24 protein-coding genes are annotated in these 26,195 nt (G+C 63.6%); 18 read left to right on the forward strand and 6 right to left on the reverse strand.

From position 1 onward, the window contains the following. Positions 1-18: 18 nt before the first annotated feature. Complete coding sequence (locus AC0L27_RS09485) at positions 19-1,509, reverse strand: DUF4153 domain-containing protein (RefSeq protein ID WP_354208299.1); 1,491 nt, start codon at positions 1,507-1,509, stop codon at positions 19-21. A 187-nt stretch (positions 1,510-1,696) separates the two neighbouring features. On the opposite strand from AC0L27_RS09485, the gene AC0L27_RS09490 reads away from it, so the two are divergent. Then, on the forward strand, positions 1,697-3,040 hold the full coding sequence (locus AC0L27_RS09490) for a glycoside hydrolase family 3 N-terminal domain-containing protein (protein ID WP_354208298.1): 1,344 nt from the start codon (positions 1,697-1,699) through the stop codon (positions 3,038-3,040). Here the strand turns inward: AC0L27_RS09490 and AC0L27_RS09495 are convergent. From AC0L27_RS09495 to AC0L27_RS09505, 3 genes are all read right to left on the reverse strand, one after another. Continuing rightward, positions 3,037-4,656 carry an ABC transporter substrate-binding protein gene (locus AC0L27_RS09495; protein ID WP_354208297.1) on the reverse strand — a complete coding sequence of 540 codons (1,620 nt, stop codon included), beginning with the start codon at positions 4,654-4,656 and terminating at the stop codon, positions 3,037-3,039. The genes AC0L27_RS09490 and AC0L27_RS09495 overlap by 4 nt on opposite strands. A gap of 95 nt (positions 4,657-4,751) precedes the next feature. Beyond that, positions 4,752-6,206: a dihydropyrimidinase gene (hydA, locus tag AC0L27_RS09500; RefSeq protein WP_473318783.1), complete on the reverse strand. Its 1,455-nt coding sequence runs from the start codon at positions 6,204-6,206 to the stop codon at positions 4,752-4,754. 111 nt (positions 6,207-6,317) lie between these two features. Then, entirely contained in the window at positions 6,318-6,926 is a 609-nt protein-coding gene (locus AC0L27_RS09505; protein WP_354255238.1) for a TetR/AcrR family transcriptional regulator, read from the reverse strand. A 102-nt stretch (positions 6,927-7,028) separates the two neighbouring features. Here AC0L27_RS09505 and AC0L27_RS09510 point away from each other — a divergent pair, with 102 nt between their 5' ends. From AC0L27_RS09510 to AC0L27_RS09535, 6 genes are all read left to right on the forward strand, one after another. Then, positions 7,029-7,724: a PspA/IM30 family protein gene (locus AC0L27_RS09510; RefSeq protein ID WP_275171036.1), complete on the forward strand. Its 696-nt coding sequence runs from the start codon at positions 7,029-7,031 to the stop codon at positions 7,722-7,724. 36 nt (positions 7,725-7,760) lie between these two features. Next, positions 7,761-8,036, forward strand: a complete 276-nt coding sequence (locus AC0L27_RS09515) for a YiaA/YiaB family inner membrane protein (protein ID WP_354208294.1) — start codon at positions 7,761-7,763, stop codon at positions 8,034-8,036. Positions 8,037-8,263: 227 nt separating this feature from the next. Beyond that, entirely contained in the window at positions 8,264-9,328 is a 1,065-nt protein-coding gene (locus tag AC0L27_RS09520; RefSeq protein WP_354208293.1) for an amidohydrolase family protein, read from the forward strand. 15 nt (positions 9,329-9,343) lie between these two features. Continuing rightward, positions 9,344-10,456, forward strand: coding sequence for an amidohydrolase family protein (locus AC0L27_RS09525; protein WP_473318785.1), 1,113 nt, complete (start codon positions 9,344-9,346; stop codon positions 10,454-10,456). Between the two features lie 15 nt (positions 10,457-10,471). After that, positions 10,472-10,885 (forward strand): Rieske (2Fe-2S) protein, encoded by a 414-nt coding sequence (locus tag AC0L27_RS09530; RefSeq protein ID WP_275171039.1) that lies wholly within the window; start codon positions 10,472-10,474, stop codon positions 10,883-10,885. Positions 10,886-10,956: 71 nt separating this feature from the next. Beyond that, on the forward strand, positions 10,957-11,163 hold the full coding sequence (locus AC0L27_RS09535; protein ID WP_007615092.1) for a hypothetical protein: 207 nt from the start codon (positions 10,957-10,959) through the stop codon (positions 11,161-11,163). Positions 11,164-11,291: 128 nt separating this feature from the next. Here AC0L27_RS09535 and AC0L27_RS09540 read toward each other — a convergent pair whose 3' ends face one another. Beyond that, positions 11,292-12,137: an SDR family NAD(P)-dependent oxidoreductase gene (locus AC0L27_RS09540; RefSeq protein WP_275171040.1), complete on the reverse strand. Its 846-nt coding sequence runs from the start codon at positions 12,135-12,137 to the stop codon at positions 11,292-11,294. Between the two features lie 191 nt (positions 12,138-12,328). On the opposite strand from AC0L27_RS09540, the gene AC0L27_RS09545 reads away from it, so the two are divergent. From AC0L27_RS09545 to AC0L27_RS09565, 5 genes are all read left to right on the forward strand, one after another. After that, positions 12,329-13,825 (forward strand): aldehyde dehydrogenase family protein, encoded by a 1,497-nt coding sequence (locus AC0L27_RS09545; RefSeq protein WP_275171041.1) that lies wholly within the window; start codon positions 12,329-12,331, stop codon positions 13,823-13,825. A gap of 204 nt (positions 13,826-14,029) precedes the next feature. Further along, on the forward strand, positions 14,030-14,893 hold the full coding sequence (locus AC0L27_RS09550; protein ID WP_275171042.1) for an outer membrane protein: 864 nt from the start codon (positions 14,030-14,032) through the stop codon (positions 14,891-14,893). Positions 14,894-15,050: 157 nt separating this feature from the next. Beyond that, entirely contained in the window at positions 15,051-16,178 is a 1,128-nt protein-coding gene (locus tag AC0L27_RS09555; RefSeq protein WP_275171043.1) for an alkene reductase, read from the forward strand. 162 nt (positions 16,179-16,340) lie between these two features. Further along, a complete protein-coding gene (locus tag AC0L27_RS09560; protein WP_275171044.1) occupies positions 16,341-16,844 on the forward strand; it encodes a GFA family protein in 504 nt (167 codons plus the stop codon). 105 nt (positions 16,845-16,949) lie between these two features. Next, entirely contained in the window at positions 16,950-18,611 is a 1,662-nt protein-coding gene (locus tag AC0L27_RS09565; protein WP_354208291.1) for a thiamine pyrophosphate-binding protein, read from the forward strand. Between the two features lie 190 nt (positions 18,612-18,801). On the opposite strand, the gene AC0L27_RS09570 is transcribed toward AC0L27_RS09565, so the two are convergent. Beyond that, positions 18,802-20,181 (reverse strand): LLM class flavin-dependent oxidoreductase, encoded by a 1,380-nt coding sequence (locus tag AC0L27_RS09570; RefSeq protein ID WP_275171046.1) that lies wholly within the window; start codon positions 20,179-20,181, stop codon positions 18,802-18,804. Positions 20,182-20,421: 240 nt separating this feature from the next. Here AC0L27_RS09570 and AC0L27_RS09575 point away from each other — a divergent pair, with 240 nt between their 5' ends. From AC0L27_RS09575 to AC0L27_RS09600, 6 genes are all read left to right on the forward strand, one after another. Then, positions 20,422-21,819 (forward strand): M20 family metallopeptidase, encoded by a 1,398-nt coding sequence (locus tag AC0L27_RS09575; protein WP_354061369.1) that lies wholly within the window; start codon positions 20,422-20,424, stop codon positions 21,817-21,819. 99 nt (positions 21,820-21,918) lie between these two features. Then, complete coding sequence (locus tag AC0L27_RS09580) at positions 21,919-22,830, forward strand: amino acid ABC transporter substrate-binding protein (protein WP_275171048.1); 912 nt, start codon at positions 21,919-21,921, stop codon at positions 22,828-22,830. Between the two features lie 128 nt (positions 22,831-22,958). Beyond that, the gene (locus AC0L27_RS09585) at positions 22,959-23,690 is read left to right on the forward strand and encodes an amino acid ABC transporter permease (RefSeq protein ID WP_354061372.1); all 732 of its coding nucleotides are present in this window, start codon (positions 22,959-22,961) and stop codon (positions 23,688-23,690) included. 4 nt (positions 23,691-23,694) lie between these two features. Further along, positions 23,695-24,387, forward strand: a complete 693-nt coding sequence (locus AC0L27_RS09590) for an amino acid ABC transporter permease (RefSeq protein WP_275171050.1) — start codon at positions 23,695-23,697, stop codon at positions 24,385-24,387. Between the two features lie 8 nt (positions 24,388-24,395). Further along, complete coding sequence (locus tag AC0L27_RS09595) at positions 24,396-25,127, forward strand: amino acid ABC transporter ATP-binding protein (RefSeq protein WP_275171051.1); 732 nt, start codon at positions 24,396-24,398, stop codon at positions 25,125-25,127. 203 nt (positions 25,128-25,330) lie between these two features. Beyond that, entirely contained in the window at positions 25,331-26,191 is an 861-nt protein-coding gene (locus tag AC0L27_RS09600; protein WP_354255234.1) for a D-amino-acid transaminase, read from the forward strand. Positions 26,192-26,195: the final 4 nt, after the last annotated feature.

The following is a 26,195-nucleotide window of genomic DNA, read 5'->3' on the forward strand; positions in this document are numbered from 1 at the left end:
AACCTCTCCGCTGCCTCGTCAGCCCGCCGGCCGAGCTTTCGCCAGCGCGTCCAGCCTGCGCTGGAGCCGCCAATTCCGGAAGCCCCAGCTCCGCCAGGCCAGATCCTGACGCTGGACTTCTACAAGCCGATCGCGCCGCGACACAAGGCAGTTGTCGCCCGGGCGATGAGCGATGACCTTGTCGAGGGCAGGCAGCGCCTGCGGCCCGAGTGTGAGGAGATAGTCGGCGTCGATGTTCAAGCCCTTACCGGACATTTCGTTGCTGTGGCTCAGATTATAGTCGGCGATGAAGGCATCGAAGTTCACCAGCGAGCAGCCATACAGCGCGATCGTTAACGCGATCAGATTGGCGCCGACGAGCCATTGGTTGGACTTGTCCAGCACGATACGGGCGACGATCAGGATTAGCCCGAGCGCCACCAGCCCCATCCAGATGAACGCTGCGATGCGCCCGTAGGTCAGCATGTAGATGTCGACGTAAAGGTCGAGGCGAAGGATGGAGGAGGCGACCAGCAGGACGTTCTGTCCCACCCAGAGATAGACCAGCGGCCGGATGATCTTCGATTTCTCCGCCGGGCCGCCCGGACGCATCGCCACCAGCACGAAGGCGGCGGCGAGCAGGGCGGTGGCGATCAGTGGGTAGGCGCCGCGATGGGCATAGGCGGCATAAGTCATGTTGGCCGGCAGCGCGACATGGCCCCAGAGGTAGATGCCGTCGAGAATGGATTGTGCCGCGAACAGCAGATTGAACAGGATCAGCGAACGCAGGATGGTGGACGGGCCCATGAACTCAGCTGAGACTTGCGACTGCAGCGGCGGCGGCACAGGGATATCTGCGATGGTCGTAGTGACAATCTTTCTGCGCCGCCAGCGCACATGGATGAACGGCCAGACCAGCGACAGCATCATGGTCCAGAACAGCACGCGCGGGATGCTGACATAGTCGAGGATGAGCTTTGGATTGAGCAGGAACACCCACTGCTCAATCAGCGGATTGGCTGCGGCGAACAGTGCTATGAAGACAGTGCTCAGCGCTGCAGGCAGAAGCCAGAGTGCGATGCTCCGAGTGAGTGCCGACATGTTGAAGATTTGAAGCGCTTCGGGGAAGACCCTGAAGGGCCCGAACAGGACAAAGTTTCGTATCGCCCGGGCACGGTCCGCGAAGCCCGTTGTCTCCGAATTGGTCGCGAGCAGCAGTGCCATGAGCAGCGCCGCGACGAGGATCAGGAAGGACAGCGCATTGAGCTCCTCTGTCGCCGGCACGAGACCGGCGACGAGAATGGCCGCCCCGGTGATGCCGCGTCGCAGGTCCAGCGCCGCATGATTGAACAGCATCGACACGCAAGCCGTCGCGATCGCAAAGAGCGTCAGCGATAGGCCGATCCGTGGGCCATAGAACAGCCAGTCGGCGACCGCGGCCAGTGCCAGTGCGAGACCAAGCTTGGCAGGAATGGAGGAGGGCCTGATCGGCTGGAGGTCCGCTGCTATCGTCGTAGCCAGGCTCGTCATGTCCAGAAGACCTTTCGTGAATGGTGGCATCACGAAGTCTGAACGTCGTTCGTGCAGAAGGTGAGATCGTCGTCTGCACGGTTTCAGGAGTCTTTTGCAGATTTCGTGCAGGCGCGCTTTTGGTCCTTACGCGGCGCAAATCGCTTTGATAGGTGCGATGCGTTCATCACATTGGGCGTGACGCATCATGCAATCCCTCAACCGCATCGGTCTCATTCTGCTCTGGCTTGCCGCGCCTCTCGTCGCATTTGCGGCCGCGAACAAGAACGATCCCTATCTGCTCGTGCTGCGCGGCGCTGGAAACATCGCGGTTGTCGTCACAAGCATCGTGATCGTCATCGTGCTGCTGCGCCGCGGGCGTTGGCGCAGCACCGCGGGCAAGCTGCTCGTCATGCTCTGGTGCGCTCCGCCGCTCCTGATGTCGGCGGCGCATCTGAAATTCGAACTGCGCAAGCACGATGTGCTTGCCGCCAGTACGGCCGAGGCGCGTCAGCTCGGGCCTCACTTCATGGTCGGTTATTCCTCCTTCCCGGAGGTCGCGCGCCTTGCCGAGCAGGGTTTGATCGGCGGTGTCTACGTCACCCGGCACAACATCCGGGGCCGGACCGCCGAGGCGCTGCGTGCCGAGATCGCGGCGCTCCAGGACAAGCGGCGAGCCGCCGGGTTGCCGCCGCTGGTGGTCGCCGCGGACCAGGAGGGCGGCATCGTCGGGCACCTTGCGCCGCCGTTGACGAAGCTGCCGGCGCTGGCGACGCTTGCCGGGCTTGCCCCCGATGACCAGCAGGCCAAAGCAGCAGAGTTCGGCCGCATCCACGGGCGTGAACTCGCCGGGCTCGGCGTCAACCTCAATCTCGCACCGGTGCTCGATCTCAAGCCACCGGTCCGGCGCAATCGCCTCGATTTTCACACGTTGATCGGCCAGCGCGCGATTGCGGCCGATCCGGCTGTCGTCGGCGCGATCGCGAGCGCCTATGTGCGCGGGCTGGAGGAATCCGGCGTCGGCGGCACGCTCAAGCATTTTCCCGGCATCGGGCGCGTGCGCACCGACACGCACCATTTCAGCGCCAACCTCGACGCGCCGGTGAAGGAGTTGGAGGCAACCGACTGGCTCCCGTTCCGGGAGGTGCTGTCGCATTCGCGCAGCGCGCTCATGGTTGGCCATGTCACGCTCACGGCCGTCGATTCCGACCGCGCTGCCTCGCATTCGAAGCGTGTCGTCGAGGGGATCATTCGCGACAAATGGGGCTATCAGGGTATCGTCATGACCGACGATCTCGTGATGGGCGCGATCTACCAGCACGACGTCTGCCAGGCCGTCGTGGAAGCCATCAACGCGGGCGTCGACCTGCTGCTGGTCGCCTATGATGGCGCGCAATTCTACCGGATTTTCGCTTGTGCCCTGGATGGATCGCGGCAAGGCAAGCTCGATACGGCGATGCTGCGCGTGAGCGAGGCGCGGCTCGCGCGCAGTTTCCCGTCCGAGCAGGCGCGAGCCGCCTCACGCCCTGTGAGCATCGCGGGTCAAAACTAGCCCTTTGCGAACTGCCGGTAGTCAGGCTCGCGATGAAACCAGAACTCGTAACCGGTGATGGCCTTCTGCATCGCGACGTCGTGGATCGGCTGATTAAGCGGGACGACGGGAACATCGCGCATGCAGAGCGCGATGAAATCCTTCACGGCCTTGTCGTACTCGGCGGCATCCGTGGTGAACCGCGCCTTGTCGATCAGCGCGTCCATCTCTTTGTTCTGGTACGAGGAGATGTTGAAGATCGAGTTGTTGCCATGAAAATTCCAGTAGAAGTAGTATTCGGGGTAATCGAGCCAGCCGCTGAAACGGTTCAGCGCGAGCGGCAGCTCCTTCTTGTTCAGCGTGGTGCGCCAGTTCGCGCCGGGAATCTTTTCGATCGCCGCCTTGATTCCGATCTTGGCGAGGCTCTCTTGGATCAGGATCGCGGTCGGCTCGCCGACCGTGGCGGTGCCGGTGTCGAGCGACAACGTCGTCTCTAGCCCTGACTCGAAGCCTGCCTCCTTCATCAAGGCTTTGGCCTTGTCGAGATCGGTGACATAGGGAAACGCCTGCGGCCAGACCGGCTTGGAGACGTCTGCTGCTCCGCCATACATGGGAACGGCACGTCGGAAGAACGCGCTGTTCTGGATCTGCTCATAGGGCATCGCCCAGGCGACGGCCTGGCGCAGCTTTACATTGTCGAACGGCGGCTTTGCGGTGTTGAGCGCGACGGACCAGAGCGCATTCGGGATCGGCACGCCCGAGACCTTGACTTTGCCCTCCTTGATGATCTGCTCGAAGTCACGCGGCGCGAAGCCGCTGGAGATATCCGCATCACCCCGCTCCAGCATGGCGCGGCGAGTGCCGGCGGAGGGGACGTCGCGCGCGATCACGCGCTTGAGCTTCGGGAGAGGTCCGCTCTTCCAATCGTCGAAGCGCGCCAGCACGGTCTCGCTGCCCGGCTTCCAGCTTTCGATCCTGTAAGCGCCGCCGCCGGCCTCGTTGTTCCTGAGCCAGGCCAGTGCCCATGGGTCTTCCGCCGTCGCGTTCTTTTTCGCGAGCTCCGAGTTGATGATGAAGGGCACGACCACCGCGACGTTGAACAGCAGCATCTTGTCCTTGCGCACATAGTCGATGCGGAAGGTGTGGTCGTCGATTACGACGAACTGCTCGGGCTTTTCCAGCGACCCCGCCGACATCTGAAAGGTCGGAAAGCCGCCGACCTTCACCGCGCGGTCGAACGACCATTTGACGTCCTTTGCGGTGACCGGTGTGCCGTCGTGAAATTTTGCGTCCTTTCGCAGTTTGAAAGTGCAGGACATGCCGTCGGCCGCAACCTCCCAGCTCTCGGCGAGTTCAGGTGCGAGCTTTTCGCGGTCATAAGACAGCGTGCCGTCGGGGAGCGTCTTGGAGGCATAGCTCAGCAGGCGATCGTAGCAATTCCAGGACAGCCCGTTCACGGTCTGATTGGAGCCGACGCCCTGCATGTCGAGCGAGTTCGGACCCAATTCCTGCACCACCAGCAGCGTCTCGCTGCGCCCCTGAGCCCATGCGAAGCCCGGAGCGAGAGCGGTCATTCCGGCAAGACCGAGGCCGCCGAGCACGCCGCGGCGGTTTAGGTCGAAAGATGATGCGCTCATGGGTGCCTCACTCTTGAGAGATTTGCACCCTAAAGAGGCAAGGCGCATGCCACCGGCCGCGCTTCACGGCGCCGCATCCTGTGCGCATCTCAGCTCTACGGCGACACCGCTCCGCGGCTCACGGCCTGCGGGGCAGTCAGGTCTTTCCAGGTGGAATTGGCGACATGCACCGGCGAGAACGCCGGGCGCTCGACATAATGGCCGTCGCCGGACTCGGCGCGCAGATCGCCATCCTTCCAGACGATTCGGCCGCGCGACAGCGTCGCCGCCGGTCCGCCGGTGCAGGAAAAGCCCTCGAACACATTGTAGTCGATCCGGCTCATCTGCCGCTTCGCGCTGATAGTCCTGCTCGCCTTGGGATCCCAAACCACGACATCCGCGTCCGAGCCGACGGCGACCGCGCCCTTGCGCGGATAGATGTTGAGGATGCGGGCGATGTTCGCCGAGGTCACTGCGACGAATTCCTCCTTCGTCAGCCGTCCCGTGGTGACGCCCGCGGTCCACAGCAGCGCGAGGCGATCTTCGAGGCCGCCGGTGCCGTTCGGGATCTTTCTGAAATCGCCGCGCCCGAACCGCTTCTGCTCGGTGGTGAAGGCGCAGTGGTCGGTCGCGACCACCTGCAGCGAGCCGGCTTGCAGACCGGCCCAAAGACTATCCTGATGCGACCTGTCGCGGAACGGCGGCGACATCACGCGCTGCGCGGAATGATCCCAGTCCTTGTTCTGATATTCACCGGCGTCCAGCAGCAAGTGCTGGATCAGCGGCTCGCCGTACACGCGCTTGCCCGCCGCACGTGCGCGCGCGATCGCCTCATGTGCTTCGCGGCAGCTCGTGTGCACGATGTAGACCGGCGTCCCTGTCATGTCGGCGATCATGATGGCGCGGTTGGTGGCTTCGCCCTCGACCTCCGGCGGCCGTGAATAAGCATGTCCCTCGGGGCCGGTGACACCGCGCGCGATCAGCGCCTCCTGCATCAGGGCGACGACGTCGCCGTTCTCCGCATGCACGACGGGCATGGCGCCGAGATGGGCGCAGCGGGCGAACGAGTTGTAGAGCTCGTCGTCGTTCACCATCAGTGCGCCTTTGTAGGCCATGAAGTGCTTGAAGGTGTTGATGCCGTAGGTTTTGACCACGGTCTCCATCTCGTCATGGATCTGGTTCGACCACGACGTTACCGCCATGTGGAAGCCGTAGTCGGAGGCCGCCTTCTCGGATTTGTGCCGCCACTCCTGATAGGCCGCGAGCATCGACTGGCCGGGATCGGGCAGGCAGAAATCCACCACCATGGTGGTGCCGCCGACCAGTGCCGCCTTGGTCCCCGATTCGAAATCGTCCGCGGTGACAGTGCCCATGAACGGCATTTCGAGATGGGTGTGCGGATCGATGCCGCCCGGGATGACGTAGGCGCCGCCGGCATCGATGGTCTCGCACCTCGTCGGCGCATCGAGCGACTGCCCGACCGCGACGATGGTCGCGCCGTCGATCAGCACGTCCGCGCGGCGCGAATGATCATGATTGACGACGATGCCGCCGCGGATGAGGAGAGGCATTGGAGGCTCCGGAGTGAGGCGTGAACCTCGCGAAGCTAAGCGCGCTGCATGCGACGCGACAGGTGAAATTCTAGTCAGGCATCGCCGACAGTTGAGCTGTGCTCGCGGCCTCTACGCCGCCCGCGCGATCAGCCCGTCGATCATCGCGCGCACCAGGCCTGCGATTTCCCTCTGCAGCGCCGGCAGCGGTACCGCGACCAGCTTCTGCTCCAGTCCGAGCGTCACCATGCCATGCACCGCCGAGAACAGGCTGCGCGCGGTGATGCCGAGCTCCTCCCGACTGCGTTTTGGAAACAGCGCGGCCAGCGGCTGGTAGACGTGGCGGAACAGCCGCATCTGGTCGTTGATGGACCAGTCGGGGAGGGGCTTGTCGGCTGCCATACGGTGCTCGAACAGCGCACGCCATAGTTCGAGATTTTCCGCGGCGAAATCGCAATAGGCGAGGGCGATGCGAACCAGGGTCTCCTGCGGCGATGGCTCGCCCGCGCTTTCTGCTGTGCTCAGGGCTTGGTCGAGCCGAAGCAAAGTGCGCGAGCCCACGCGCAGGATCAGCTCGTCCACATCGGCGACGAGATTGTAGACGGCGCCGTTGGCGCAGCCGATCTCGCGGGCGAGATCGCGGGTTTTCAGACCCGCCAATCCCCTGTCGGCGATCATTCGTTCCGCTGCCAGGATCAGATCGGATCGAAGTTTCTCTCGGCGTTCCAATGCCTTAGTCATCTGCGGCCAAATTTCTGAGCGTCGCTCAAATATTTATTGAACGATGTTCAAGTTTGTTGCTACAAACCATCTGTGAGCAACGCTCATAACAGGGAGCTTCAGATGTTCAAGACCGTAGTGACACTCTTCCGCGGCAGCGTGGCCGCCGCGGGCGAAGAACTGGAAGACCGGACGGCCCTTCTGATCCTAGATCAACAGATGCGCGACGCCGCAGCCGCCCTCGAGCGCGGCAAACGGACCCTGGCGCTGGCGATCGCACAGGACCAGCAAGAAGGCCGCAAGCTCGAGGCGACTGTCGCCCGCATCGCCGATCTCGAGACCCGCGCCGTGGCGGCGCTCGACGGCGGCCGCGAGGATCTCGCCAACGATGCCGCTGAAGCCATCGCGGGCCTGGAGGCCGATCGCGACGCGGCGCTGACGGCACGCGCGCTGTTCGCAACCGAGATTGCGCGGCTGAAGCGGCACGTCGCAAGCGCGCAGGCCCGCATCACCGAGCTCGATCGCGGCCGCCGCGTCGCCCGTGCCTCGGAAGCGGTGCGCTCGCTTCGCCGCAGCGGCATCGAGGCAGCACGTCCCTACGAATCCACGCTGCCGGAGGCGGAGAGCACCTTGAGACGTCTTCGTGAGCGGCAGATGGAAGCCCAGGCCGCCGACGACGCGCTGGTCGAGCTCGATGCCGCCAGCGGTCCGCTCGCCACCGCCGAAAAACTCGCCGAGCAGGGTTTTGGCCCCCGGCTCAAGACGACCGCGGACGACGTGCTGGCACGGTTGAAGTCCAAGCGCACGCCGACTGCCTGATTCCAACCCAATCATTCGAACCAACAGGAGACCATCATGAACCAGAATGGCCAGCCCCACAGCGGCGCCTGGGTGACTTTCACATACTTGTCCTTCGCAGCCTCCGCCTTCCTCATCGCCATCGGCATCTTCTTCCTGCCGATCGACCTCTGGATGAAGGGTTATCTCACCATGGGCATCGTCATGCTGATCCAGACTTGCATCACCCTGACCAAGACGGTTCGCGACAACCATGAAAGCAGCCGGATGGTGAACCGCATCGAGGATGCCAAGGCGGAACGTCTGCTGATGGAAGTCTCGAAGGCGGCTTGAGAAGCATAGGCAATACGCAAGAAAGCAGCGGAGCAATTCGCTCCGCTGCATTGGCGCTGGAACACATTCCGCCAACTTTATATCGCGCTTGCGAAATGCAACCGAGCCATGACGGATCGCGCGGGTGTGCGCTCTTGCGCAACCGCACGGGCAGGGGCAGTCTTCACAGGCGGCGCACAAGAGCGCCGCCAATAAGATGTGATTACAAGATCTCGGCGAGGAACCTCATGGCAGCGATGCGGATCGACTGCGACATCCACCCGGCGGTCGGTGGCACGCGCACGACGCTACTGCCGTACCTCAGCGATCACTGGAAAGAGCAGGTCGTGAGCCGAGCCATCGACGGGCTCGATCTCACCTCCTATCCGCCGGCCATGCCGCTGGCGGGCCGTACCGATTGGCGTCCGGCGAATGGCGCCAAGCCTGGTTCCGACCTTGCGATGGTGCAGAAGGGCGCATTCGAGCAGTTGGGTGCCAGCCACGCGATTCTCAACGTGCTCTATGGTGCGCAGGCCGTGTTTGACCCCTACATGGCGGCCGACTTCTGCAAGGCGATCAACGACTGGATCGCTACTGAGTGGCTGTCGCGCGATCCGCGCTTGCGTGCCTCGATCGTGGTGCCGATGCAGGACCCGGATCTGGCGGTCGAGGAGATCGAGCGCCGCGCGGGCGATCACCGCTTCGTCTCGATCCTCGTGCTGGCGCAGGGCGAGACGCTGCTGGGACGGCGGCATTTCTGGCCGGTCTATCGACTCGCCGAGAAATACAAGCTGCCGCTCGCGATCCACGCCGGCACGCAATATCGGCAGGCGCCGAGCTCGGCCGGCTGGCCGTCGCACCGCTACGAATATTACTTCGTCGAGGCGCAGGCGTTTCAGGCGCAGATCTTGAGCCTGATCTATGAGGGCGTGTTCGGCAAGTTTCCGAACCTCAAGGTCGTGCTGATGGAATCCGGCGTGAGCTGGCTGCCGGCCTTCATGTGGCGCGCCAACAAGACCTGGCGGGGGGTGCGCGTCGAGGTGCCCTGGGTCGAGCGCGAGCCGGCAGCGATCATTCGCGAGAATTTCCGCGTCACCATGCAGCCGTTCGATGCGCCGGGCGACGCCAAAAGCGTCGAGGACATCATCGACCAGATCGGCTCCGAAAAGATGTTCCTGTTCGCGTCCGACTATCCGCACTGGCAGTTCGACGGCGACGATCCGATCCCGCCGAACCTGCCGAACAGCATCATCTCGAAGATGTGCGTCGACAACCCGCTGGAGACGTTTCCGCGGCTGTCGCTCGCCAACTGACTTTGGAGGTTTCGCATGAGTGAGGTCATCGACCGCCCGCTGCGGGAAGACGAGAAGCCCGCCGCTTCGCGTTTGCGCATCGTCGATTGCGACGTCCATCCGAGCCTGCATTCGCCCGACGATCTCAACGAGTTCCTGCCGAAGCGCTGGCAGCAGCATCTGAAGGAATATGGCAGCCATCTGCGCACGCCCTATCTGTTGACCACGCCCTATCCGCGCTCCTCGCCGCTGATCGCGCGGCGAGATGCCTGGCCGCCGACGGGCGGGCCGCCCGGCTCGGATCTCGCTTTCATGCAGAAGCAGCATCTCGATCCGCTCGACGTCGAGTTCGGGATCTTGCAGGTGCTCGATCTCTTCATCTTCTCGCAGCAGAACCTTGAATTCGGCGCCGCGATCCAGCGCGCCATCAACGACTGGCAACTGGCGTTCTGGTCGCATCGCGACCCGCGCCTGAAGGCTTCGATCCTGGTCGGTCAGGATGGTGTTGATCTCGCCATTGCCGAGATCGAACGCTGCGCGAAAATCGGCGAATACGTCCAGATCAACGTCTCGCCGCGCGCCAACGAGCCGCTGGGTCGTCGCCGCTACTGGCCGATCTACGAGCGTGCCCAAGAACTGGGTCTGCCGCTCGGCATCCATGTCGGCGGCTATGGCGGGCATGCGCCGACCGGTGGCGGCTGGCCGTCCTATTATGTCGAGGAGCACCAGTCCAACGCGCACACTATTGCGGCACAGCTTGCCAGTCTCGTGATCGAAGGCGTGCCGGAGCGCTTTCCAAAATTGAAGTTCGTCTTCATCGAGGGCGGCTTCGGCTGGATCCCGTCCGCGGTGTGGCGGATGGACCAGCATTTCGAGCGCTTCCGCAGCGAGGTGCCGCATCTCAAGCGCAAGCCGTCGGAATACGTCCGTGAGCATTTCTGGTTCACGACGCAACCGATCGACGAGCCTGACGAAGCCCGGCAGCTGCGCTCGCTGATCGAATGGGTCGGCATCGATCGTCTCTTGTTTTCGTCGGACTATCCGCACTGGGATTTCGACGATCCGCGCTTTGCCTTCAAGACGCCGCTGACAGAAGCCGAGCGAAAGAAGATCTTCAGCACCAATGCCCGCGCCGTCTACAAGTTCTGAGAAGGTCTGCACGGTATGGCCCGTCACATCGTCGCGTCCGCCTCGGAGATCCCGCCTGGTGGCAACAAGGTCGTCGATGTCGACGGCCGCGACATTGTCGTGTTCCACGTCAATGGCGAGTTCTTCGCGCTGCTGAACCGCTGCCCGCATGAAGGCGCGCCGCTGGAGAAAGCGGCCTGCGTGGCGCGGCTGACCTCCCCCGAGCCCGGCATCTATCAGCGCTCGCGCGTCGGCGAGATGCTGCGCTGTCCTTGGCATGGCTGGGAGTTCGACATGCGCAACGGCCAATCCTGGTTCGATCCGAAGCGCGTCAAGATAAGGTCATATCCGGTCGCTGTGGAGCGCGGCGAGGAACTCCAGAAAGGGCCGTATGTTGCCGAGACGTTTCCGGTGCATGTCGAGGACAGCTACGTGATTGTCGAGGTCTGAGCAGCCGTTTCGGATTGTGATTTCGCCGCAGGTGGGATAAGCCTCGCCCGCATTTATCGCGGAGACGAGCTTTGTCGAAACAATCCCTGCGTGAGGAGGCCGAGCGCCTGATCCGCGAATCGATGGAAAAGAAGACCGTCGTCGTCAAGCAGGGCGATACCCGCATCGAGGCCGTCTGCGGTAAATGCGGCGCCCCGAACCGGGTGCAGGCGCCAAAGGGCCAGACCCGCATCAAGTTCGCCTGCAAGAATTGCGGGCACCAGCAAGAGACGCTGTAGAGCGCCCCCTGTGTAACCCATCCTGAGGAGCCCGCTGCAAGCGGGCGTCTCGAAGGATCGAGGCCCCACCCGGGCCTGCATGTTTCGAGACGCGCGTTCCGCGCTCCTCACCATGAGGATTAAACAGCCTAATCCCCCTTCACGAATTTCGCGAATGCATCCGCATGGTCCGGATGCCAGCGTGACAGTGGCGGGCGGTTCTCCACGATGTCGCGGGCGGCCCACAGCATGCGCTTTTCGTCGAGCGCGCGCGGGACGTCGTTGTCCGGACACAGGATGTAGAAATCGCCGGCCTCCAGCCGCGTCAACATGAAGTCCACGGTCTGCTCGGCGGTCCAGGCCCCGGCCGGCTTCTCCGTCCGGCCCTTCGCGGTAAGGCCCGTAAAGACGAAGCCTGGAATCAGCAGATGCGCGGTGATGCGGCAACCCGCAGTGTTGCGCAGCTCGTGCTGGAGCGCTTCCGTAAAAGCCTTCACACCAGCTTTGGAGACGTTGTAGGCGGGATCGCCAGGCGGCGTGGTGATGCCCTGCTTCGAGCCGGTGTTGATGATGAGGCCGGCTCCGCCGCGCGCGATCATGTTGGGCGCGAAGATGCGCGAGCCGTTGATGATGCCCCACATGTTGACGCCGATGATGCGCTGCCAGTTGTCGGGTTCGCCGAACAGCGTGCTGCCGGGCTGGATACCCGCATTGTTCATGAGGATGTCGGTGCGACCGAAGCGCTCGCGCACGGCGCGCTCCAGTTCCGTCACGCTCTCGGCCTTGCTGACGTCAATCGCGAAGGTCATCACGTCTGTGGCGGACGTGACGGATGAGAGTCTTATTGCGGCTTCCGCCAGCCGCGCCTGATCCACATCGGCGATACACACCTTCATGCCGTCGCGTGCGAAGGCCAAAGCGGCGGCAAATCCGATGCCGGACGCACCGCCGGTGATCACGGCAACATTGTCCTTGACGATCGCGGGGTGGGGCATGGATCGGTCTCCGGGGGGCTCGGTCGTGCTATAACATGGCACTCGCGCGACCCCGCACAACTCGGCATGGGAGGTCTTCGTTCCGCGTCGACTTTACGCCTCTCCTTTACGCCTGTCCGGCATCGCAGTATTCTCTCGACCAACGATCCCGCCCAGATCGAACCAATCAATCATTGACAGGGAGTTCAGCCATGGCTGTGTCGCAGGCTATTCCGATCACGCGCCATCCATTCGCCAACGGGTCCTACAAGCAGATGCTGATCGATGGGAAGTGGGTCGATGCTGCCTCCGGCAAGCGCTTCGAGACCCACAACCCCGCAACCGGCGAACTGCTCGCAACCGTTGCCGAGGGCGACAAGGAAGACATCGATCGTGCGGTCGCTGCCGCCCGCCGCGCCTTCGAAGGGCCGTGGAGCAGGGTCAAGCCCTTCGAGCGGCAGAACTTGCTCCTGAAGCTTGCCGACCTCGTCGAGAAAAATTTCGACGAATTGTCGCAGCTCGACACGCTCGACATGGGCGCGCCGCTCAGCCGGACCCGCGCCTATCGCCTGCGCGCCGTCGGCATGCTGCGCTACTATGCCGGCCAGACCACCGCGATTCACGGCGAGACCATCGAGAACTCGCTGCCTGGCGAAATCTTTTCCTATACGCTGAAGGAGCCGATCGGCGTCGTCGGCGCCATCATTCCCTGGAATGGACCGCTGACTGCGACGATCTGGAAGATCGGTCCGGCGATCGCGACCGGCTGCACCGTCGTGCTCAAGCCCGCCGAAGAAGCGCCGCTGACCTCGCTGCGCATCGCCGAGCTCGCGATGGAAGCGGGCGTGCCGCCCGGCGTCATCAACGTCGTGCCTGGCTATGGCGAGACCGCGGGTGCTGCGCTTGCTTCGCACCACGACGTCGACAAGGTTGCCTTCACCGGCTCGCATGTCACGGGTCAGTCGATCATCCGCGCCTCGGCCGGCAACCTCAAGCGCGTTTCGCTCGAGCTCGGCGGCAAGTCGCCGGACATCGTGTTCGCGGATGCCGATCTCGATGCGGCCGTGCCAGGCGCCGCCATGGCGGTGTTCGCCAATTCGGGGCAAATCTGCAGCGCCGGCACCCGGCTGTTCGTCGAGCAGTCGATCTACGAGGAATTCGTCGGCCGCGTCGCCGAGTTCGGCAAGAAGCTGCAGGTCGGCAACGGTCTCGATCCCAACACCCAGATCGGACCGCTGGTATCCGAGCAGCAGCTCGAGCGCGTCACCAGCTATCTCGATATCGGCCAAAAGGAGGGCGCGCGGGCGCTCGCCGGCGGTGGCCGCGTCACCGAAGGCGCGCTGTCAAAGGGCTTCTTCGTGTCGCCGACAGTGTTCGCGGGCGTTCAGGACGATATGCGGATCGCGCAGGAGGAGATTTTTGGTCCCGTCATCTCCGCGATCGCGTTCAAGGACATGGACGAGTTGGTCAAGCGCGCCAACGCCACCACGTTCGGTCTCGGCTCGGGCCTGTGGACGCGGGACGTCAGCAAGGCGCATGCGGTCGCGAAACGCCTGCGTGCCGGCTCGGTGTGGGTGAACTGCTACCAGGCGATGGACCCGGCCGTCCCCTTCGGCGGCTACAAGATGAGCGGCTACGGCCGCGAATCCGGCAAGCAGCACGTCGAGGAATATCTCAACGTGAAGGCGGTGTGGATCAAGACGGCCTAACGCGCCATCGCGTCCGGACTTCAGCGATCGGTCCTGCTTGCGGCGACGACAGAGCGCTTGCAGCGACTTGAGGTTGTTGCCCGGACGCTACATGCGATTTTGAAAGCGCGCGTCGTCCGCGCTTTTGCAAGACTTGCTATCCCATTTCGAATGTTGGCCGGTTAGTTCTGGTCACCGTCAATCTTCGGAATTGGAATATCGATAATGCTTCGCTTTGCTCCGATCCTGTTTGTGGCTTTGGGCGTCGCCTCGGCGTACCCCGCGCTCGCGGCCGACATGACCGCACGTGCGCCGGCGTACAAGGCGTCGCCACTGCCCGTCGCCTACAACTGGTCGGGCTTCTACGCCGGCGTGAATGTCGGGTATGGGTGGGGCGATGGTGCGAACGATCTCGTGCCGCATGATCCGGTGTTCACCGCGGGCGTGCTCGACGTCGCACTGGCGGGCGGCCTTGTCCCGGCTTCGCTGGCAACAAACGCGCGTGGCGTGATGGGCGGCTTGCAGGCCGGCTACAATGTGCAGACGGGCTCGTTGGTGTGGGGCGTCGAAGCCGATATCGCGGCGACCGACATCAAGGGTAGCTCAACGGTGACCCGAACCTTGCCGGTCTTCCCGACGATCATGACCACGCAAGATCAGAAGGTCGACTGGTTGGGGACCGTGCGCGGCCGGATCGGTGCCGCCGTTATGCCCGACTTGATGCTGTACGCGACCGGCGGTCTTGCCTATGGGCACGTCAAGGCGTCGACCTCGATCGTGGATCCCACGGGTGCGAGCGGCACGCCGTGCCTCAATGTGATCTGTAGCGCCGGCGCGGTGGAAAGCTGGCGCGTGGGCTGGACGGTCGGCGGCGGTGGCGAGTACCATTTTGCGTCGAACTGGAGCGTCAAGCTCGAATATCTCTACTACGATCTCGGCAGCGAGAAATACACGATCTTCAATCCGCTGTTCCCGTTCACGCCCGGCCCGGCGCGCGGCTTTGACTCAACCGCGAATTTCTCGGGCCACATCGCGCGCGTCGGTTTGAACTACAAGTTCGGCGCAGGCGCGGTCGTCGCAAAATACTGACCTGCAATTCTGAACAGACAAAAAGCCCCGGGCCTGGCCCGGGGCTTTTTTTATTCCCCGCCTCTTTTGGCTGGCCAGCCATTCCCCCATGCAGCTTCCGAGCTGCGAGCCTTTCTCTTATGATCCTCGTCCTCTCATCGATGATTTCGGGGCCGGCATGAAATTCGAGGCATTGTTTCAAGCGTTGCAGGTTGGTCCGTACAAGCTCGCGCATCGCGTCGCGATGGCGCCGTTGACGCGCATGCGGGCCGAGCGCGAGAGCTTTTCGCCGCGCCAGCTCAACGCCGAATATTACGGTCAGCGCGCTACCCAAGGCGGCCTGCTCATCGCCGAGGCCTCGCCCGTGCTCTCGCACGGCCGCGGTAATCCGGCGACGCCCGGCATCTATTCGGAGACGCAGATCGCGGGCTGGCGCAAGGTGGTCGACGCCGTGCACGCCAAGGGCGGCATCATCTTTCTCCAGCTCTGGCATGTGGGCCGCGTCTCGCATTCCTCCTTCCACGGCGGGGAGCTGCCGGTCTCGGCCTCGGCGATCCCGATCAGGGTCGAAGGCATGAAGGCAATGACCGCCGACGGCAAGATCTCCGACTATGAGACGCCCCGCGCGCTGGAGACGGACGAGGTCAAGGGAATCGTCGAGGCGTTCAGGCAGGGCGCGAAGAACGCGCTCGCCGCCGGCTTCGACGGCGTCGAGATCCACGGCGCCAACGGCTATCTGCTCGAGCAATTCCTGCAATCACGCAGCAACCAGCGCACCGATCAATATGGCGGTTCGATCGAGAACCGCGCGCGGCTTCTGCTCGAAGTGACCCAGGCCGCGATCGACGTCTGGGGCGCGGGCCGCGTCGGCGTGCGGCTGTCGCCCCACGGCATTGCCAATGATTCCGGCGAGCCAGATCCGATGCCGCTCTACACGCACGTGGTGAAGGCGCTCGACGAACTCGGCCTTGCCTATCTGCATTTCATCGAACCGCGCTCCAGCGGCTCGGGGCGCGCCGAAGTCAACTGGCAGAACGTGCCGTCGGCAATGCTGCTGTTCCGCCCGCTCTACAGCGGCGTGCTGATGACCGCCGGCGGGTTTACGGGCGAGACGGCGAACGCCGCCATAGCAGAGGGGCATGCCGACCTCATCGCTTTCGGTCGCATCTTCATCTCCAACCCCGATCTGCCGCGCCGCCTGCAGCACGATTACCCTCTGACGCCGTATAACCGTGCGACGTTCTACGGCGGCGAGGAAAAGGGGTATACGGATTATCCGGTGCATGACGAGCCGACGCCCGCGTAAGCGTTCTCGTCTGTCATTCCCGGGCGATGCGAAGCATCGAGCCCGGAATCCATTCCGCCTTCAGATATGCCGTGCGATGGATTCCGGGCTCGCGACTTCGTCGCGCCCCGGAATGACAATCATGTATTGTCGTGGTCACGACGACAATTCAGGGAATTCACCATGGCCAAAGCCGCAGCCGCCGCAGGAGTCGCAACGGGCCAATGCCTCTGCGGCAAGGTCACCTTCGAGATCGACGTCCCCGCACGCTGGGCCTGGCACGATCACTCCGCCGCCAGCCGTCGCGCCCACGGCGCTGCCTATGCGACCTATGTCGGAAGCTGGAAGAAACGGTTTCGCATCACCGCAGGCAAGACGGCGCTGACCCGCTACGAGGATAAGGCAACGAAGACCGCACGCAGCTTCTGCGCGCATTGCGGCACGCCGATCGCATATGAGCGCCCGCGCGGGCCGCATATGGTCAACATCCCCCGTGCGCTGTTTAGGGAACGCACCGGCCGCCAGCCGCTCTATCACATCGCGATCGGGGAGCTGCAGGAATGGACCTATACCGGCGAGCCGCTGGTGCCGCTGAAAGGCTTTCCCGGTGTGGTCTGGCAGCGCTCGAAGAAGAAGAAGCGGGCGGGCGGAGAGGACCCGTTCGAGCTGGGGCGCGAGGAAATGTAACGCCTCGCGTACGCAACGCAGCCATGACCGTGCTTCCTTGGCGCCTCCCGCGATTTCGGCCATCATGCCTTCGTCCTTGCGGCAACGTCCGCTCCTGGAGGAAACATGAAGAACAAGATCACCGGCCGCTCCGCCTTTCTCGCGCTGCTTAAGGACGAGGGCATCACGCATCTGTTCGGCAATCCCGGCACCACCGAGTTGCCGATCATGCATGCGCTGAAGGACCACCCTGATCTCACCTATGTGATGGCGATGCAGGAGAGCCTGGTGGTGGCGATCGCGGATGGCTACAGCCGCGCCTCCGGAAAGCTCGTCGCCTGCAACGTCCATGTCGCGCCCGGCCTCGGCAACGCGATGGGCTCGCTCTACAACGCCCAGTTCACGGGTACGCCGATGATCCTGACAGCGGGCCAGCAGGAGCAGGGCCACGGCCTGATGGAGCCGGTGCTCTACGGCCCGCTGGTGCGCATGGCCGAGCCGCTGGTGAAATGGGCGGTCGAGGTGACGCGGCTCGAGGATCTGCCGCGCATCGTGCGCCGCGCCGCAAAAGTCGCGACCACCCCGCCGACCGGGCCAGTATTCATTTCGTTGCCCGGCGATATCCTCAACAGCGAAGCAGGCATCGACCTCGGCCGCTCCACCCGCATCGACGCCCGCACAAGGCCATCGGATGAGGCACTAAACGCGTTCGCCGCGCGGCTGCTCAAGGCAGAGCGTCCCGTGATCGTCACCATGGACGAGGTGGTGAAGAGCGACGCACTGAAAGAGGCGGCCGAACTCGCCGAGCTTTTGGGCGCGGCTGCGTACCAATCCTCGACGCCCTACGGCTCGCACTTCCTCTCGGAGAGCCCGAGCTTCGTCGGCGCGCTGGCACGGGTTCAGAAAGTCGCGCGCGACACGCTTGCGCCGTACGATCTCTTGATCGCGCTCGGCGGCGATCCCCTGCGGATGTCAGTCTACAGCGAGGTCGATGCGCTGCCCGAGGGCCTCGGCATCGTGCAGATCGGCCTCGGCGATTGGGAGATCGCCAAGAACTACGGTGCCGAGATCGCGCTGAAGGCGGATCTGAAGGAAACGCTGCGTGCGCTGATCCCGGTGTTGAAGGAGATGGGCGGCGCTGCCCTGGCGCAACGTGCGAGGCAACGTCTCGCCGAGCTCGCGCCGAAGAACTGGACCGCACGGCGCACCGCGTTGGTCGAGCAGATCGGCAAGGCCGCAGACCGCAGCCCCATCGATCCAGACTGGCTGGTGCTGCAAATGGTGGAGGCGATGCCCGCCAATGCCATCCTCGTCGACGAGGGCCTCACTTCGAGCCGCCAGATCACGGCACTGCGTGCGCACCGCGACCGCTTCGGCTATCACGGCCTTGCCTCCGGCGGCATCGGCTGGGGCCTGCCGGCCTCCGTCGGCGCGAGCATCGCCAATCCCGATCGTCCCGTGGTCTGCTTCTCCGGCGACGGCAGCGCGATGTATTCGATCCAGTCGCTGTGGACGGCAGCGCATCACAAGCTGCCGCTCAATGTGGTCATTGCCAACAATGGCGGCTACCGCATCATCAAGCAGCGTCTGCTCGCCTTCCACGGCGACAATAATTACGTCGGCATGGATTTCGTCGATCCGCCGGTGGATTTCGCGGGCGTGGCGAAGGCGCTGGGATGCGAGGCGATCAAGGTCAGCGATCCGCGGGAGCTGACGGCGACGCTGGCGTCGGCGTTTGGCCGGCCGGGGACGAAGCTGATCGAGGTGATGGTGGACGGGAAGGTGTAGGGCACGCTGTCTCAACTCGTCGTCCTGGCCTAGTGCGCAATTGCGCACGGGGGCCAGGACCCATACCGCGTGATTTATCGATCGCAGGTGGTGCCGGTCCCGAACAACCAGTCTTCGCCAAATTGCTCCCTGGGGTTATGGGTCCCGGCCTGCGCCGGGACGACACTGAGGGTGTGGCGCGATCTTCCGCCTACCCCTTCTTCCCCACCCGATACCCCGCTGCAGGATGCGGCGCACCTAGCCGCGCACGTCCCTCGCCGAACAGCTTCTCCCGCAACGTGCCCTGCGCGTACTCCGCCTTGTACCGCCCGCGCCGCGTCAGCTCCGGCACCAGCATGTCGGCGATGTCCTCGAAATCGCCGGGTGAGATCGCGAAGGCGACGTTGAGGCCGTCGACGTCGGTCGCCTCGAACCACGCCTCGATCTTGTCCGCGACCGTCTCCGGCGTGCCGACCACGACGGGACCGGCGCCGCCGACGCCGACATGCTCGATGACGTCGCGCACGGTCCAGACGCGATCGGGATCGGCGCGGGTGACGTTGTCGAGTGCGCTGCGGCCGGCATCGTTCTGAACATGACGCACCTGCTGATCGAGCTCGTAGCCGGAGAAGTCGATGCCGGTCCATCCCGACATCAGGGCCAGCGCGCCTTCCGGGCTGATGTGGCGGCGATAGTCGGCATATTTTTCGTTCGCCTCGGCCTCTGTCCGCCCGAGGATGATCGTCATCATCGAGAACATCAGGATTTCCGCCGGATTGCGGCCGAACGCGGCGGCCTCCTGACGGATCGCCGACACGCGCGGCGCGATCACCTTGGCCGACGGCCCCGACATGAACACGCATTCGGCGTGCTGTGCCGCGAACTTCCGTCCGCGCGGCGAGGTGCCGGCCTGGTACAGCACGGGCGTCCGCTGCGGCGACGGTTCGCTGAGATGAATGGTGTTGTTGATGCGCCAGTTCGCGCCCTCGTGGTTGACGCGATGGACCTTTGTGGGATCGGTGAAGATGCCGCGCTTGCGGTCGCGCAGCACGGCGTCGTCCTCCCAGCTCCCTTCCCAGAGTTTGTAGACGACCTCCATATATTCGTCCGCGATCTCGTAGCGGTCGTCGTGCCCGATCTGCTTGTCCTTGCCGGCGCCGCGCGCGGCGCTGTCGAGATAGCCCGTGACGACATTCCAGCCGATACGTCCCTCGGTGAGATGATCGAGCGTCGACATCCGCCGCGCGAACGGATAGGGCGGCTCGAAGGAGAGATTGCTGGTGACGCCGAAGCCGAGATTCTGCGTCACCGCCGCCATGGCCGACAGCAGCAGCAGCGGATCGTTCGAGGGCGACTGGGCTGCATTGCGCAAGGCTGCGTCAGGACTGTTGCCGTAGACGTCATAGACGCCGAGCACGTCGGCCAGGAACAGCCCGTCGAAACGGCCGCGCTCCAGCGTTTTGGCAAGATCGATCCAGTAGGGCAGGCGGTTATATTCGGCAGTGCGGTCGCGCGGATGGGTCCACAAGCCCGGTGATTGGTGCGCGACGCAATTCATCGCAAATGCATTGAGCCTGATCTGCTTGGCCATGATGGTCCCCCGGCGCCCTGTACCGGGCGCTCTTCGAATGATAGAGCTGCGCCCGAACTTGGCGAAGTTCTTGCATATAGCGCGACGTTGGCAAGGCCAAAATCAGCGGCGCTGCCGCGCTTGGCAAGCCAATCTCAAGAGAGCAAGAACGAAATCCCAAGACTATCGAAGTCCCCGCCACTTTCGAAGGCCTGCCCGTATCGGGTATGCTCCTTCGTCTGACAACCTAAAAAGAAAATAATGACCAGAGCCGATGCCATCGCCCGCGCCCGTGACGATTTCAAATCCGGCGCGTTCCTCGCCGAACTCGACCGTCGCGTCGCCTACCGGACCGAGAGCCAGAATCCGAACCGGAGCGTCGAGCTGCGCGCCTATCTGGAACAGGAGATGGTGCCCGCTTTCGCCGCGCTCGATTTCGAAAGCCGCATGGTCGAATCTCCCAGCGGCAAGGCGCCGTTCCTGTTCGCCGAACACCACGAGAGCGAGACGGCCCCGACCGTGCTGATCTACGGCCATGGCGACGTCGTCGATGGCATGGAAGGCGAGTGGCGCGACGGCCGCGATCCCTGGCGCACCACGGTTTCGGGCACGCGTCTCTACGGTCGCGGCACGGCCGACAACAAGGGCCAGCACAGCATCAACATGGCCGCACTCCGCGCGGTGCGCGAGGCCCGCGGCGGCAAGCTCGGCTTCAACGCCAAGTTCATCCTCGAGATGGGCGAGGAGATCGGCTCGCCGGATCTCGGCAAGGTCTGCGATCTCAATCGCGATGCACTCAACGCCGATCTGTTCATGGCCTCCGACGGGCCGCGCCTGTCCGCCGACCGTCCGACCCTGTTCCTCGGCTGCCGTGGCGGCATCCGCATACATCTCGATGTGAACCTTCGCGACGGCGGCAATCACTCCGGCAATTGGGGCGGCGTGCTCGCCAACCCCGCGACCATTCTGGTCAACGCGATCTCGACGCTGGTCGACGGCCACGGCCGCCTTCAGCTGGATGCGTTGAAGCCGCCCCGGCTCACCAACCAGATCCGCAGCTATCTTGCGGACGTGCAGGTGGTGCCGACCGAGGACGAGCCGGCGTTGGCCGAGAACTGGGGCGAGGAGGGTCTTTCGGCGGCCGAGCGACTCTATGCCTGGAACACGCTCGAAGTGCTGGCTATGTCGTCGGGCAATATCGAGAAGCCGGCCAACGCCATTCCCGGCCACGCCAATGCCGTGCTGCAGCTGCGTTTCGTGGTCGGTACTGAGATCGATGGGCTGATCGAGGCGATCCGCGCGCATCTGGTGCAGAAGGGCTTTCCGATGGTCGAGGTGCGGGCGGCGCAGAGCTTTGCCGCCTCGCGCACGGATTTCGACAGCCCCTGGATCGCATGGGCGGCGGATTCGGTGCGTCAGACCACTGGCAGGGTCCCGGCGGTGCTGCCCAATTTCGGCGGCTCGTTGCCCAACGACGTGTTCTCCGAGATCCTGGGCCTGCCCACGATCTGGGTGCCGCACTCCTATCCCGGCTGCTCCCAGCATGCGCCCAATGAGCACATCCTGCTGCCATTGACCGAAGAGGCCTTGACGGTGATGGCCGGGCTGTTCTGGGATCTCGGGGAATTGCCGGGACCGCTAACACACCCGCTGGCCTGAGCCGTTAACCGGAGCCGCGATCCAGCCAAAAGTCACATTCTATTCCAACCCAATTTGTGCTTGCATCCCGCCGGCATCATCCTGAAAGGGGACCAAAAAGTGAAACATTTCCGTAGCATCGGCCTCGCGCTCGCCGCGACCTTCGCCGTCGGCCAGGCCGGGGCCCAGGAGCTGACCGGCACGCTCAAGAACATCAAGGACACCGGCGCCATTACGCTCGGCTTCCGCGACTCCTCGATCCCGTTCTCATATCTCGACGACAACCAGAAGCCCATCGGGTTCGCGATGGACATCTGCTACAAGATCGTCGACGCCGTGAAGAAGGAGCTCAAGCTCGACAAGCTCGAGGTCAAGCTCAACCCGGTAACCTCGGCGACGCGTATTCCGCTGATGGCGAACGGCACCATCGACCTCGAATGCGGTTCGACCACCAACAACGCCGAGCGCCAGAAGCAGGTCGCCTTCACCAACACCCATTACCTGACTGCCAGCCGCTACGTCTTCAAGAAGTCGAGCGGCCTGAAGTCGATCGACGATCTCAAGGGCAAGACGGTGGTCTCGACCGCCGGCACCACCAACATCAAGCAGCTCACCGAAGCCAATGTTGCGAAAAGCCTCGGCGCCAACATCATCCCGGCCAAGGACCACGCCGAATCCTTCCTGATGGTCGAGACCGACCGCGCCGTCGCCTTCGTGATGGACGACATCCTGCTCGCGAGCCTCGTGGCCGGCTCGAAGTCGCCCGACGACTACGTCATCTCCAAGGACGCGTTCTCCAAGCCTGAGCCCTACGGCATCATGCTGCGCAAGGACGACGCGCCGTTCAAGAAGGTGGTCGATGCGGCGACCGCCGCGCTCTACACCTCCGGCGAAGGCCAGAAGATCTACGAGAAGTGGTTCACCCAGAAGATTCCGCCGAAGGGGCTTAACCTCAACACCCCGATCTCGGCCGAGCTGAAGAACGAGTTCGCGAAACCTTCGGACTCGCCAAACCCGGACGACTATAAGTAAGCTGAGTTGTTCGCCTCTCCCCGCTTGCGGGGAGAGGCAGCATATTCCAGCCATTCTGGAGGGAGAGTGGCCGGACATTTGCATAGGCGCCAGGACATCCATGACTGGCGCGTTCGCGCGGGGGACACGTGAACTACCACTGGAACTGGGGAATTTTCTTCGAGCCGAACCCGATGGGGACCGGCACCTATCTCGACATGCTGTTGTCGGGCCTGGTGCTGACCCTCAAGACGGGTGCGCTCGCCTGGATCATCGCGCTGATCATGGGCTCGATCGTCGGCGTGATGCGCACGCTGCCGTCCAAGGGCGCGAACTGGTTCGGCTTTGCCTATGTCGAGTTCTTCCGCAATATGCCGCTGCTGGTGCAGCTCTTCCTGTGGTTTTTCGTGCTGCCGGAAGTGTTGCCAAGGTCCGCGGGATTGTGGTTGAAGCAACTGCCGAATGCGCCGTTCTGGACGGCGGCGATCGGCATCGGCTTCTTCATGTCGGCGCGCGTCGCCGTGCAATTGCAGGCCGGCATCGGATCGCTCCCGCGCGGGCAGAAGATGGCGGCGACCGCGCTCGGCCTGACGACCCTGCAGGCTTATCGCTACATCTTGCTGCCGATGGCGTTCCGCATCATCCTGCCGCCGCTGACGTCCGAGTTCCTCAACACCATCAAGAACACGGCTGTGGCCATCACCATCGGTTTGCTTGAGCTGACCGGACAAGCGCGCTCCATGCAGGAATTCTCGTTCCAGGTGTTCGAGGCCTTCACCGCCGCGACCCTTCTCTATCTCCTCGTCAACGCCGTCGTCGTGACCGCGATGCGCTTCCTCGAGCGCTACGTCGCGATCCCCGGCTACATCACGGGGAAATAGCGCCATGTTCAGCAATTTTGATTTCGGGGTCATCATCCGCACGCTGCCCTATCTATTCTATGAGGGCATGACGTTCACGCTGATGCTGACCGGGCTTGCTGCACTCGGCGGCCTTGTCTTCGGCACGGCGATCGCGCTGATGCGGCTGTCCGGCTACAAGGTGCTAGGCCGCATCGCGGGCGTCTATGTCGACTTCATGCGCTCGCTGCCGCTGGTGCTGGTGATCTTCTGGTTCTACTTCCTGGTGCCTTATATCGGGCAGTGGGTGACCGGCGCGTCGCGCCCGATCAGCGTCGGCGCGTTCGCATCCTCGCTCATCACCTTCATCATGTTCGAGGCCGCGTACTTTTCCGAGATCATGCGTGCCGGCATCCAGTCGATCTCGCGCGGCCAACCGGCCGCAGCCAACGCGCTTGGCCTGACCTACGCCCAGACCATGCGCTACGTTGTGTTGCCGCAGGCCTTCCGCAACATGCTGCCGGTCCTGATCACGCAGACCATCGTGCTGTTCCAGGACACCTCACTGGTCTACGTGCTGTCGATCACCGATTTCCTCGGTGCGGCAAGCAAGGTCGCACAGCGCGACGGCCGTCTGGTCGAAATGTATCTGTTCGCAGCAATCGTCTACTTCACCATTTCCTGTGTCGCGTCCTTCGGCGTTCGCCGCCTGCAGGCGCGCATCGCCATCATTCGATAGAGTCTGTCATGATCGAGATCAGCCACGTCGACAAATGGTACAGCCCGAGCTTCCAGGTGCTGACCGACTGCACCACGAGCGTCTCCAAGGGCGAGGTGGTCGTGGTCTGCGGCCCGTCGGGATCAGGCAAGTCGACGCTGATCAAATGCGTCAATGCGCTGGAGCCGTTCCAGAAAGGCGACATCAGCGTCGATGGCACCAAGGTCAACGATCCCAAGACCAATCTGCCCAAGCTGCGCTCGCGTGTCGGCATGGTGTTTCAACACTTCGAGCTGTTTCCGCATCTGAAGATCATCGACAATCTCTGCCTCGCACAGCAGAAGGTGCTCGACCGGTCGCGCGACAAGGCGATGGTGAAAGGCATGCAGCTGCTGGAGCGCGTCGGCCTGAAGGAACAGGCGCAAAAGTATCCCGCGAACCTGTCCGGTGGCCAGCAGCAGCGGGTGGCGATCGCTCGCGCGCTCGCAATGGACCCCATTGTCATGCTGTTTGACGAGCCGACCTCGGCGCTCGACCCCGAAATGGTGAGCGAGGTGCTCGACGTCATGGTGGACCTCGCCCATGAGGGCATGACCATGATGGTCGTCACCCACGAGATGGGCTTTGCCCGCAAGGTTGCCAACCGCGTGATCTTCATGGATCGGGGCGAGATCGTCGAGGACGCCCCGAAGGACGATTTCTTCGGCAAGCCCCGCAGCGACCGCGCGCAGAAGTTCTTGTCGAAGATCCTGTCGCATTAACCCTGTCGTCATTCCGGGACGCGCGCCTCTTGGCGCGGGCCCTGAATCCATATCCCAGACTGGTGGCTATGGATTCTCAGATGCGCAATTGCGTATCAAAGCTCGTCGCTTCGCGACGCCCCGGAATGACGAATAGAGGGGTGATCGGCCGCGGCAACTGGCGTATAAGCGCACAAAATCCCTTTTCCCCCAGGAGACCTGCCTTGGATCCGATCGCCTATGTCAACGGCTCATTCGTCCCGCTTTCGGACGCCAAAATTTCGGTCCTCGATCGCGGCTTCCTGTTTGCCGACGGCATCTATGAGGTCTCGGCCGTGCTCGACGGCAAGCTGGTCGACAATGCCTCGCATCTGGCGCGGCTTGAGCGCTCGGTCGGCGAGATCCAGCTGAAGCTGCCCGAGACGGTCGAGCGTATCACCGAGCTCCAGAAGGAGCTGATCGCGCGCAACAAGGTCGAGAACGGCCTCGTCTATCTCCAGGTCACCCGCGGCGCCGACAAGGGCCGCGACTTCGCTTTCCCCAAGGGCGACGTCAAGTCGAGCCTGGTGATGTTCACGTCGGAGAAGGACATCATCAACGCCGCCTCGGCCAAGAGCGGTATCAACGTGATCACCGTGCCTGACATCCGTTGGGAGCGGCGTGACATCAAGAGCGTGGCATTGCTGGCGCAGGTGCTCGCGAAGCAGGCCGCGGCCGAAGCGGGTGCGGGCGAAGCCTGGATGCTGGAGGACGGCTACGTCACCGAAGGCGGCTCGTCCTCGGCGTTCATTCTCACCAAGGACGACGTCATCGTGACCCGCAAGAACTCCAACGCGATCCTGCCGGGCTGCACCCGCAAGGCGGTGGTGGCGCTGGCGGAAGAGCGTCAGCTCCGCGTCGAGGAGCGTTCCTTCACGGTCGCCGAGGCGCTCGCCGCCAAGGAAGCCTTTGCCACCTCGGCGTCGCTGTTCGTCCAGCCGGTGGTTGCGATCGACGGCAAGAAGATCGGCGATGGCAAGCCCGGCCCGCTTGCCGCGCGGTTGCGCGAGATCTACGTGGAGTTCGCCAAGGCGACGGCGGTTTAAGCAC

It is taken from the genome of Bradyrhizobium sp. Ken51, from assembly GCF_055807435.1.

Bases quoted from the DNA above. Each gene is read 5' to 3' on its own strand.
- AC0L27_RS09575 (WP_354061369.1), top strand. From the start codon at position 20,422: ATGACCAGAGCCGATGCCATCGCCCGCGCCCGTGACGATTTCAAATCC.
- AC0L27_RS09555 (WP_275171043.1), top strand. From the start codon at position 15,051: ATGAAATTCGAGGCATTGTTTCAAGCGTTGCAGGTTGGTCCGTACAAG.
- AC0L27_RS09545 (WP_275171041.1), top strand. From the start codon at position 12,329: ATGGCTGTGTCGCAGGCTATTCCGATCACGCGCCATCCATTCGCCAAC.
- AC0L27_RS09530 (WP_275171039.1), top strand. From the start codon at position 10,472: ATGGCCCGTCACATCGTCGCGTCCGCCTCGGAGATCCCGCCTGGTGGC.
- AC0L27_RS09525 (WP_473318785.1), top strand. From the start codon at position 9,344: ATGAGTGAGGTCATCGACCGCCCGCTGCGGGAAGACGAGAAGCCCGCC.
- AC0L27_RS09595 (WP_275171051.1), top strand. From the start codon at position 24,396: ATGATCGAGATCAGCCACGTCGACAAATGGTACAGCCCGAGCTTCCAG.
- AC0L27_RS09565 (WP_354208291.1), top strand. From the start codon at position 16,950: ATGAAGAACAAGATCACCGGCCGCTCCGCCTTTCTCGCGCTGCTTAAG.
- AC0L27_RS09495 (WP_354208297.1), bottom strand. From the start codon at position 4,656: ATGAGCGCATCATCTTTCGACCTAAACCGCCGCGGCGTGCTCGGCGGC.
- AC0L27_RS09520 (WP_354208293.1), top strand. From the start codon at position 8,264: ATGGCAGCGATGCGGATCGACTGCGACATCCACCCGGCGGTCGGTGGC.
- AC0L27_RS09560 (WP_275171044.1), top strand. From the start codon at position 16,341: ATGGCCAAAGCCGCAGCCGCCGCAGGAGTCGCAACGGGCCAATGCCTC.
- AC0L27_RS09490 (WP_354208298.1), top strand. From the start codon at position 1,697: ATGCAATCCCTCAACCGCATCGGTCTCATTCTGCTCTGGCTTGCCGCG.
- AC0L27_RS09550 (WP_275171042.1), top strand. From the start codon at position 14,030: ATGCTTCGCTTTGCTCCGATCCTGTTTGTGGCTTTGGGCGTCGCCTCG.
- AC0L27_RS09540 (WP_275171040.1), bottom strand. From the start codon at position 12,137: ATGCCCCACCCCGCGATCGTCAAGGACAATGTTGCCGTGATCACCGGC.
- AC0L27_RS09485 (WP_354208299.1), bottom strand. From the start codon at position 1,509: ATGACGAGCCTGGCTACGACGATAGCAGCGGACCTCCAGCCGATCAGG.
- AC0L27_RS09570 (WP_275171046.1), bottom strand. From the start codon at position 20,181: ATGGCCAAGCAGATCAGGCTCAATGCATTTGCGATGAATTGCGTCGCG.
- AC0L27_RS09515 (WP_354208294.1), top strand. From the start codon at position 7,761: ATGAACCAGAATGGCCAGCCCCACAGCGGCGCCTGGGTGACTTTCACA.
- AC0L27_RS09510 (WP_275171036.1), top strand. From the start codon at position 7,029: ATGTTCAAGACCGTAGTGACACTCTTCCGCGGCAGCGTGGCCGCCGCG.
- hydA (WP_473318783.1), bottom strand. From the start codon at position 6,206: ATGCCTCTCCTCATCCGCGGCGGCATCGTCGTCAATCATGATCATTCG.
- AC0L27_RS09505 (WP_354255238.1), bottom strand. From the start codon at position 6,926: ATGACTAAGGCATTGGAACGCCGAGAGAAACTTCGATCCGATCTGATC.
- AC0L27_RS09590 (WP_275171050.1), top strand. From the start codon at position 23,695: ATGTTCAGCAATTTTGATTTCGGGGTCATCATCCGCACGCTGCCCTAT.